The 10,295-nt window shown below is 49.4% G+C and carries 8 protein-coding genes; 7 read left to right on the forward strand and 1 reads right to left on the reverse strand.

Annotated elements, in window-relative coordinates; all coding sequences use genetic code 11:
• Positions 1-65 precede the first annotated feature (65 nt).
• The gene (locus AYW76_RS12435) at positions 66-1,691 is read right to left on the reverse strand and encodes a methyl-accepting chemotaxis protein (protein WP_082866213.1); all 1,626 of its coding nucleotides are present in this window, start codon (positions 1,689-1,691) and stop codon (positions 66-68) included.
• Between the two features lie 243 nt (positions 1,692-1,934).
• Between AYW76_RS12435 and AYW76_RS12440 the strand changes: the two genes are divergently transcribed.
• The 7 genes from AYW76_RS12440 (at position 1,935) to AYW76_RS12470 (ending at position 10,269) form a co-directional block, all read left to right on the forward strand.
• Entirely contained in the window at positions 1,935-2,774 is an 840-nt protein-coding gene (locus tag AYW76_RS12440; protein ID WP_067220583.1) for an ATP-binding cassette domain-containing protein, read from the forward strand.
• The gene (locus AYW76_RS12445) at positions 2,771-3,565 is read left to right on the forward strand and encodes an ABC transporter ATP-binding protein (RefSeq protein WP_067220587.1); all 795 of its coding nucleotides are present in this window, start codon (positions 2,771-2,773) and stop codon (positions 3,563-3,565) included. Before AYW76_RS12440 ends, AYW76_RS12445 begins: the two co-directional genes overlap by 4 nt.
• 20 nt (positions 3,566-3,585) lie before the next feature.
• Positions 3,586-5,118, forward strand: coding sequence for an ABC transporter substrate-binding protein (locus AYW76_RS12450; RefSeq protein WP_067220590.1), 1,533 nt, complete (start codon positions 3,586-3,588; stop codon positions 5,116-5,118).
• 15 nt (positions 5,119-5,133) lie between these two features.
• Complete coding sequence (locus tag AYW76_RS12455; protein ID WP_082866214.1) at positions 5,134-6,906, forward strand: ABC transporter permease subunit; 1,773 nt, start codon at positions 5,134-5,136, stop codon at positions 6,904-6,906.
• 323 nt (positions 6,907-7,229) lie between these two features.
• Positions 7,230-7,556 (forward strand): hypothetical protein, encoded by a 327-nt coding sequence (locus AYW76_RS12460; protein ID WP_067220594.1) that lies wholly within the window; start codon positions 7,230-7,232, stop codon positions 7,554-7,556.
• A gap of 216 nt (positions 7,557-7,772) precedes the next feature.
• Complete coding sequence (locus tag AYW76_RS12465; protein WP_067220598.1) at positions 7,773-8,501, forward strand: spermidine synthase; 729 nt, start codon at positions 7,773-7,775, stop codon at positions 8,499-8,501.
• 916 nt (positions 8,502-9,417) lie between these two features.
• Positions 9,418-10,269 carry a tyrosine-type recombinase/integrase gene (locus tag AYW76_RS12470; RefSeq protein ID WP_067220601.1) on the forward strand — a complete coding sequence of 284 codons (852 nt, stop codon included), beginning with the start codon at positions 9,418-9,420 and terminating at the stop codon, positions 10,267-10,269.
• The last annotated feature ends 26 nt before the right edge of the window (positions 10,270-10,295 follow it).

Consider the following 10,295-nt stretch of genomic DNA (forward strand, 5'->3'; position numbering starts at 1 on the left):
ACGAAAGCATTATGGTACTCCAAATGGGGCTAGAGACACCATGCCAAGCCCCTAGTGGCAATCGATTACTTAGGTAGAGAAAAGGTTGACGTCGCGCTTTTGCTTTGCCCTACGGCCTCATTTAACACACTAGTTAATTCATCAAGCTCTTGTGAGGTTTGCGTGTTACGGTGGATGATGTCTGCAATGGCTTGGACCTGTTGGTTGATATTACTTGCGTCCTGAACTTGTTGATTCGCCAAATGGGTGAGGTCGTTTAAACTCTGTAAGGCCAGTGCCGAGTCTTTCTCTAATTGTGATAGCGGAGTGACTACTTGCTCGATCTGATCGATTCCCTGACGCATTTTTTCTCGCCCTTGTCCCATTTCATTGGCCACTTGCGAAGCCAGCTGGCTGATTTGCGTGATAACTTGGTCGATGGATTCTGTGACGCGCGCGGTATTACTGGCAAGGTTACGTACTTCATCTGCAACCACAGCAAAACCACGGCCAGTTTCCCCTGCGCGAGCGGCTTCGATGGAAGCATTCAGTGCCAGTAAATTGGTTTGGTCGGCAACCTCTCGGATCTGATCGACAAACTCGGTGACCTTTGCTGCACTCTGCTCTAAGTTTGCTACAGAAGAGGCGCTGTCGGCCATAAAGTTAGCAACACCATTGATTTCTTTCGACGCAGAGTTAATCACTTGCACGCCATGCTGCGCTAATTGATGGGCTGTTTGTGCCTGATCTTTAGCCGAGCCCAAGTTTTGGGCAATTTGAGACGAGCCTGAACTTAGCTGATTGACCGATGAATCAATGCTTGAGACCATCGATTCTTGAGCGTGAGCGCCGTCACGAACGGTATTGACGGTTTTCCCGATCGCTGTGGCAGAGTGTGATACGCTGTTAACGCTCTGATCTATTTCTCCAACAAGCCGAACCAAGCTAAGGCGCATTTTTTCAGTGCTGCTGGTCAGTTGAGCCAATTCGCCAGACGCGCCCACATTGACGACCTTTGATACATCCCCGTTGGCGACTTGGTCTAGCACTTGGCCTACTTGTTGAATTGGTAAGACGACAGAGCGAGTAATCAGTGTGGCCATCAGTAAGCCAACTAATAGTGCTAACACACCGACTACCAACATGATGAAAATGGCTTGATCGCTGCTGGCTATCACTGCTTGTTGCTGAGCCGCCATTGCTTGGCGCTGCTCATTGGCAAAGCCAAGCGCTTGTTGGGTGAATTGTTCCAGTTGAGTGCGCGTATTGCCGGCCATTTGTGTTCTTGCATCGGCCAATTCACCAAATTCTAAAGCTTCTACTGTGGCCTGTAGCGCACCTTGGTAGAGCGTCTTTTGTTCAGCTAGGCGCTTTAAAGTGCGGCTATGCTCCGCCGTCGTGACAAGTGCCTGCATCGATTTTATTTGCTGATCCATGGCAGCGTTCTTTGCGTCAATTTCTTTATAAATGGCGACGCGCTGTTCGCGCTCTTCGAGAACAAATAGCAGTAATAAACGGCTAGCCAGCCCTTCAGCAAGGTTAGTCAGTTCAGTGCTTGATTCAACTAGCATCGCTTTGCCTTCAACAATTTGTTCTAAATTGTTGGTAAAGCTATGCATACGAGTAATGGCAACACTGGTAATCACCGATAGTAAAATCAGCAATGCTAGAAAGCTGCCGATCAGTTTTCCTTTGATGGTGCTTACGACCATTATTTATTCCCCGCACGGATTAGTTAGATTTAGATCTTAAACCTTATACGAACAAGATACAGACATTCTTACACCAAAAAGAGGTTATTTTTTGTGCGATCAGTTATCCGTTTTTTATGGCCTATTCAATAATAGGCAGATCGGAGTGTGTTCGTTATATAAATAAGTGTAATTCTGTCTTTCTCAAACACGCTCTTTTTGATATGTTATAACATTATCAAAACACGTTAATACACTCATACCATGTCATCTACCCACTCAGACTCAAAATGCGTACTAGAAGTGCGTAATCTATCCCTGTCTTTAGACCAGAAAACGCTGGTCGATAACATCAGCTTTTTGTTGTACGAAGGGGAGCGGGTGTGCCTGATTGGCGCATCGGGGTCGGGGAAATCTCTGACGGCCCGTGCAATCAATGGCACGGTCGCACCCTACATCGAGGTGGTGGGTGACATTCTTGTGAATGGGATCTCAGTGGCGCAACAGCCGGTCTTGGCACGACGAGCACACGCCCGTGTGGCAACGGTGTTCCAAGATACGTTCAGTGCGCTGAATCCATTGATGAGTGTGGGTAAGCAATTGTCGCTGAGTACCAATATTCAATCGCGCGACGAGTTATTAGCGCTGCTACAGCAAATGCAGTTGAAAGACGCTGAGTCCTTACTCGCACGTTTGCCCTCTGAATTGTCGGGTGGCCAGCGGCAGCGTTTATGCATTGCTTTTGCACTGCTCAGCGGCTCAAACTTACTGGTTGCCGATGAACCGACAACCGCGCTGGATGTGCTGAGTCAGCAGCAAGTCATTAAAGTCTTGCGTCAATGTTGTGACGATCATGTGTGCACTCACTCTGAACAGTTACACGGCAGCCCATTGTCGTTGCTGTTTATCACCCATGACATCAGTGTTGCCGCGCAACTGTGTGACCGTGCCATCGTGATGCAGAACGGAAAGATCGTAGAGCAAGGTGCGTTAGCGCAGTTATTGAGTGCGCCGCAACATCCCTACACCCAAAGCTTGGTCGCGGCGGCCCAACAAGTCTTTTCGGACATGACCCAACCCCCAAAAAAGGTTGTTAACGCATGAGTCAGGTGCCTTTTTTACAGTTGGAAGCACTGCGTTATGGCCGTGACCGAGCATCCGATATCATTCCACCATTGAGCTTGAACATCGGTCAGCAAGAGCGCATCGGTTTAGTTGGGGAGTCCGGCTGTGGCAAATCCACTTTGCTGAAGCTCGTGCTCGGCGTGATTCGAGCCCAGTCAGGTCAGATTCATTGCGAAGGCGAGCTGATAAGCATCAAGCCATGGCGCCCGATGAATCATTATCGCAAGTTGGTGCAGTACATTCCGCAAGATCCGCATACGGCCTTACCGCCACACCAAACTGTCGCCACATTACTGTCTGAACCCATCAAGCGGCTTAAGCTGGGCACCCCTGATATGGCTATGTTGCAGCGCGCGGTAGAGCAAGTGGAGTTGCCACATTCTGTACTGGCCCAAAAAGCCGGAGAGCTGTCGGGGGGGCAAGCCCAGCGTGTTGCGTTAGCCCGTGCTCTGATTATCAAACCTAAATTTCTTCTGGCGGATGAACCCACCAGTGGCTTGGATCTCCCTTTACGTGAGCAAGTCAAAGCTCTGCTTTCACAGGTATGCGATGAGAATCAAATGGGACTGTTGGTGGTCACCCATGATATTTCCATGGTGTCAGGGTTATGTGACCGCATGCTCGTCATGCAGCAAGGGCGCATCATCGAAGACCAGCCCACCGCCGATGCCTTGCGAGCACCAAACAATATTTATACCCAACGCCTTCTTGAGGCGGTGCCAACCGTTCATGCCAACGCATGGCAACCCTCTTCTTTATTATCGAACTAACTTAGACAAAGGAAATTTTCATGAAGCCAAAGAAAACTTGGTCATGGATGGCGCTTGCGCTGTCTATCACAGCATTAACGGGCTGTTTTGACGGAAGTGAAGACGCGAAACAGAGCGCCGATGCCGCCGCTCAAACTCAAGACGACCGTTTGAAGCTGGCGATGTTGTTGACGCCTCGTACAGGCCTGTCGCCATTGAGTGATGATGCCTTTAAATTCTCCCGTTGGAGCGTTGGTGAGACCTTGGCGTTTTTAAATGCCGAAGGCACGTTAGAGCCTAAACTGGCGACCGAGTGGGAGCAGATCACACCGAATGATTGGCGCATTACGTTACGAGAAGGCGTTATGTTTCATGATGGCACGAAAATGGATGCAAACGCCGTGGCCAATGCGCTTGATAAGGCGGCGAACGCTGCGCCCAAACCGCGCATTCTAGACGGCGTGGATTGGACCGTTAAAACCGACGGTGACAACGCGGTCATCGTTAGTAGTAAGGAACCAGACCCGCTATTGGCGCAACGTCTAAGTAGCCCACAGCTCACCATCTTAGCGCCAAGTGCTTATGGCGAAAACGGGGCGATCAACCCTGAAAGTACCGCAACAGGCCCGTTTCGTCTGGTGAAATTGAATGGCTCAAGCACAGCCACGGTCGATCGTTTTGATGGCTACTGGGGTGAGCCAGCCAAACTGGCGGGCATTGACGTGAGCTTCGTGCCAGATGGTATCGCGCGTGCATCGGCGCTGCGCACTGGGGAAGCCGATGTGGTTGAGGCGATTCCAGTGTCGCAAGCCCCGTTGTTGGATCCGTCTATGATTCGTGAAGTTGCGATGCCGCGTACCAATACGCTGTATGCGAATATGAACAGCAGCGTCATGAAGGATGCGGGCATGCGCGCCGCGGTGCGTGAAGCGCTTGACCGTCAGCAGCTGATCGACAACGTTTACGAGTCTCGTGCTGACATCGGTGTGGGTTTACTTGGACCAGCGCTACCTTGGGCGGCAAAACTGCGTCAACCAGTGGCAGCGCCGGTTGCCCCTTCTGATCCAGAGGGCGTGGAGATTGTATTGGGTACCTATACCGACCGAACTGAACTTCCTGAAGTGGCGGTGTATTTGGCTCAGCAATTGACTGAAGCGGGCTTTACCGTCAAGCAAGATGTGCGTGAATACTCGCAAATTGAACAGGATGCATTGGCAGGTAAATTTGACTTGTTCATCTTGTCGCGTGCCACCATGTTGGATCTCGGTGATCCCGTTGCTTACATGTCGAGCGACTTCACCTGTGAAGGTTCCTATAACCTAGCGCAGTTGTGTGATCCGGCGATCGATGACGCCATTGAGGCGGCGTCTGTGTTACCCGCTGGTGAAGCGCGTCAAAAAGCCATCATGAAAGCGGAGCGTTTGATTTTGGCAAGTGATGCGGCCATTCCCCTATTACACGAGCGTGTGATTCAAGGCGAATCAAAGCGTGTGAGAGAGGCCATTGCGGATCCCCGCGAGCGTTTGATTATTTCAACGCAAACTCATCTTGTGTCTCCTGACTCAGCGGAATAAGCGTTTAGCACTTCTATGAAAGCTCGACTACAAACGACGTTACAAGCTGCGGTTAAGACCTTTCCTCTTGACCGATCTTGGGCCTTTACTCTGTCTTCACGAATACTGTCCCTTATGGGGATGGTCATCGTGGTGGCAATGCTGCCTTGGCTATCAGGCCAAGACCCCGCGTTGGCATTATTGCGGGCGCGTTATTCAGAGCAAAACCCGACACCCGAGACATTAAACGCGATTCGCGAGTCCTTAGGTTTAGATCAAGGTCCGATGGCGCTGATGTTGTCTTGGCTGAAGGGGCTACTGCAGGGCGATGCGGGGGTATCTTGGGTCACCGGAAAGCCTATATTAGGCGATATGTTGAGCGCGGCAGGGGTGTCCTTGACGCTGATGGGGTTTGCCTTAGGGGTGTCGTTTGTACTGGCTTTGTTACTGTGTATCCCAACCATCCGACGTGGCCTGCGAGGTCAGGCCTATCGTAGCAGTGGCGCATTCGCGGTGCTGTTGACGGCCTTACCCGAATTTGTCTTGGCTTCGATGTTGTTATTGGTCGGCTCAGTGTGGCTAGGATGGTTACCGACGTATGGTTGGAAAGGCATTTCGTATGTGGTTTTACCTGCGCTAGCGTTAGCGATTCCTACCGCGGGCTACCTAGGGCGTCTATTGTCCGATAACATCGCTCAAGTCTTCACTGAGGCATGGGTCGCCACGTGGAGTGTGGCCGGTGTGAGTCGTTGGCATATTGTTTTAGCGGTGCTTCGCCGTGCCTTGACTACCGTATTGCCCATGATCGGCCTGACCATTGTGGCACTGACGGGCAGTGTGGTGGCCATTGAGAAAATCTTCGCCATCCCTGGCATTGGTCGTGCAACACTTGGGGCGGCGGTGTCGAAAGACGTGCCATCCTTGCAGCTAGGCGTGTTGTTCATGCTCGTGTTTGCCTTCTTTATTGGTATGCTGGTGAATGTCTTGAAGGCAATGATTCTCGGTCAAGCATTGCGTCAGGGGGCCATGCCGATTCCAAAAGAAGCGGATGTCATTCTGGCCAAAAGTACACGTCTGATTCCCGTGATGTGTTTACTGTTATTGGTCGTTATGACCTGCGCTGGCATCACACGTGATCCTTATTCAGTGGAATTTATGCGCTTACAAGCACCGTCGTTGGCACTACCGTTTGGTGCCGATGCGATGGGGCGTGATTTGTTAGCACGCTTAGCACACGGCAGTTTCTACACCTGTGTGTTAGCGATCGTCGTGGCGTTGGTGTCTTTGCTTTTGGGCTTTGTTATTGGGCAGTTCCCTCGTTTGATGGCGGGACCCATTGAAGTCGCGAATGCATTGCCACCGATTTTGAGTGGTTTATTGGTCGCGGCTGTCTATGGTCCTGGGCTGGTGGGTGCCTCCATTGCTGTGATTTTGGTCAGTTGGGCACCGTTGGCCGCCCATGCTTCAGCACTCACCGCTGAAGTGAAAGCGCGCCCATATGTTCAAATGCTGCCATTAATCGGCTTGGGAGTGATACGTCGCAATGTCTTTTACGTGTTTCCTGCGGTCATTAAACCGCTGTTACGTCATGCGATGTTACGCGTTCCCGGAATCGCTTTAACGTTGGCATCGTTAGGGTTCTTAGGCTTAGGCGCGATGCCTCCAAGCCCAGAATGGGGGCGTATTTTAGCCGAAGGCTTACCCTATATTGAGCGCAGCTACTGGGTTGTCTTAGCCCCTGTAAGCGCCTTGGCATTGCTATCGGTATTGGCCGTCAGCACCGCTAGTGCATTTGGCAACCGTCGATAACAGTATCGGCGGCAAACCGCTCTAAGGTTCACCTTCTTAGACTTTAGAGCGTTGGTCAGCCCTTAAGCAACGTGCGAAAAACGTGCATTAAAGTAAATAGTGCTAATGAAATAAGCACTCTGTTGGAATCTCCTAGTTAGTACGTTAACGTCGAAGGCATAAGGTGTATCGAAAGGACGAAGTTCGGGTTTCATATCGGTCAAATGGATTGGCTAAAAACGGATTGAACAGGACACCAACGAACAGAGAGCATAACTTTCAAAAATGCCGCGCGACCTGAAAAGCGACAAGAGTAGGGGCAATCAATATAGGAAGGATGAACAATGGAAAATTACGTTATTGCAACCAATGCGGACTCTAAAGTAGAAGCGTTTTATATTGATGAATCCGGCACAGTAATGCACACATGGCAACTTGATGATTCAAGCAAAACCCAGTGGTCTAAGCCGCAACCGTTACAGGGCACCTGCAGCAAGACTGGCAGCAATGAGCCACTGACAAATGCGACGCGTGTCGAAGCGTGTACCAATCCAAATGGCCAAATCCAAGTGGTTGCCTACACCAAAGAAGGTGGAAAAGATGGCACCTACTACATCTGCTACCAAACGCCGGGATTCTGGAACGGCTGGAATAAAATTACGCAAGAGTAATTAAGTGATCTGATTTTTCAAAAAGCTCCCTATGGTACGCGTCATAGGGGGCTTTTTCGTCATAACCTCGGTCACCAGTCCTTATCGCCATCTTGCAAATACTTCCTTGACGAGTTTATGTCTTACTTGGTTTGGCCTCACGCTATGACGGTTCAAGTATGAATCTGGAATTACGCGTATACTAGTCAGCCATTTACCTGTTTTAGGATCACATATATGTCGCTTCTGTTTGAAGAGCTGGACAGCCAAGACTCGCCTTTAGGTGAAATTTCCCTGCGTAAGCGCCGTATCCCTGCTTTGGGGGATCGTGATATCTATGAAGTGAAACTGGGCGAAGAGTTTTTAATGTCGAGCATGTTTGTCGCGGCGGAAGAAGCTTTATCAACGCTAGGTTTGGCGCAGGTAGAAGGCGAGCAACTAAAAGTCGTCGTGGGTGGCTTGGGGTTAGGCTACACCGCGGTTGCCGCCTTGGCCGATGAACGCATTGCTGAGCTGTTAGTGGTGGACGCGTTAGAAACCGTGATTCATTGGCATCAACAAGAAAGGGTGCCCTTGGGCAAAGTGCTCAACGCCGACCCTCGTAATCGTTATGTACTCGGCAGCTTCTTTGACTTAGCCACGGCCCCAGAGACAGGCTTCGACCCGCAGCAAGCAGGCAAGAAGTTCGACGCGATTTTATTAGACATCGACCACTCGCCAACGGAATACCTCAACCCTGCCAACGCTGGGTTTTATACCACCGCGAACTTGACCTTAATGGCAAACCAACTGGTTGAAGATGGTGTATTTGCCATGTGGTCGCAGAACCCACCGGAAGACGACTTCATTGCGTTATTGAAGACCGTATTTGAAACCGTCGAATCCCACTTAGTACCGTTTGAAAACCCATTCCAAGGCGGCATCGCCACCAACTCAGTCTACGTCTGTAAACACCCGATGCGATAAAGTACAAAACGCTTTGAAGACTCTATTCCATGTGTTTAATTCGCTTGCGCAATCCTCGTGCCTCGGCCACGTCAGCGCGAATTAAGCAACATGGAGTATCGCTACTTATGCGTATGAGCGAATGGTATCCGCGATCAAAGCAACAGCTTTGCCCCGCAGCATCCGAACCGTAGGAGCGCACTCCGTGCCGCGACCTGTACGACCTCGCTGCGCGAGGGAATCAACGCCGTAATCTAGACAACTTTCCTTCTAGGTTGCTAGTGCTCCAGAGTCGGTGCTTATTAACCTTATTGCAGACTCTATTCCATGTGTTTAATTCGCTTGCGCAATGTCTCATTCTTCGACCGTCAGCGCTCATTAAACAACATGGAACATCGCTAAAATGGTGCGTACGAGCGGATTGTATCCGCGATCAAAATGACCGTTTTATTCTGTTGTAGGACCTTGTTTTGCGAGGGTTTTATCTAAATTAGAAATAGCTTCAACCGCTTTTAAACCTCTTGTGGATAAGCTCAAAAACTTGTTTTTATATACAGTCTATTTTTGATTTATTAAATCCAAGGCACGCTTTTATGATCTGAATGCCGTTCAGTTTCTCGGTTTGTCATGGAAGCGTTAAGGAAACTGTATTAAGATCAATAATTAAACAATGCCGCAGCCAGAATAGCGTGCTGTGGAAAACTGTTATAACGCGCATGCTCGATTTCATGTTTTTAGTTGTTACTGGGCAAGCCTGAAAAATGCTTTTAAAACAAATCGTTAGAACGTTTTCTCTGAGCTATCCAATACTGTGTAAACGTGCATGCGCACTATCAAAATGTTGAACTAAGCCGCTTCGCGGGTCTTTTCTCAGTTTTCCCAATTCCCCCATTTAGAACCAAACTTAATCTTCCACTCAACAATGGAGAATTAAGTTATGACGCCTTTACGCCAGCAAGTCATAGACAGGATGACCCTAGAAGGTTTTTCTATGTCGACGCAAAGAGCTTATTTATACCAATTAACGGAAGTGGCTCGGTATTTTCGAGTACCGCCAGATCAACTCAATCAAAGTGATATTCAACAGTATTTGCTGTATTTGATACGAGAGCGTGAGTGGAGCTGGTCAAGCTGTCGCCAAGCATTACATGCTCTGAACTTTCTATACCGAAAAGTCGCTAACAAAGAGATGTCATCGGTATCACTTCCTCACCCTAATAAATCTCAGAAAATCCCAGACTTGCTCTATCCAGATGAAGTACAAGCGATGATTAGATGCTGTCAGCACCCAAAAGTGTATGTCGCCATGGTGTTGGCTTATACAACAGGGATGAGAATCAGCGAGATTAATGCACTGCGAGTCGATGATTTAGACCTTACGCATCACTGCATCAAAGTAAGGCAAGGGAAAGGGCAGCAAGATCGCTATGTTCTATTTCCGCAAAGCTTGCAACAGGTGCTAGGTGCCTATTGGCAACGATACGAACCTTGCGATGTGGTGGTTTATGGATTGGATAAGCACCGTCCTCTGCATAGTAAATACCTGCGATTAGAAACAAAAGAAGCCGCTAAGCGAGCTGGAATTCAAAAGTGCATTCGCTTCCATAGCCTACGTCATGCGTTTGCTTGCCATCAACTGTTAGCTGGAATGCCGTTACCACGGCTGCAAGCCTTATTAGGCCATAAGCAGATCCAAACAACATTCCGTTATCTTCAATGGGTTGCAATGATGGATCTAAAGAGACGGGAGAGTGAGGATCTATTGCCATCCGACTGGTGGCCGTCATGAATGGGATAAGCCTAGCGAGCGTGATT

This window comes from Marinomonas gallaica, assembly GCF_001639745.1.
Classification (GTDB): Bacteria; Pseudomonadota; Gammaproteobacteria; order Pseudomonadales; family Marinomonadaceae; genus Marinomonas; species Marinomonas gallaica.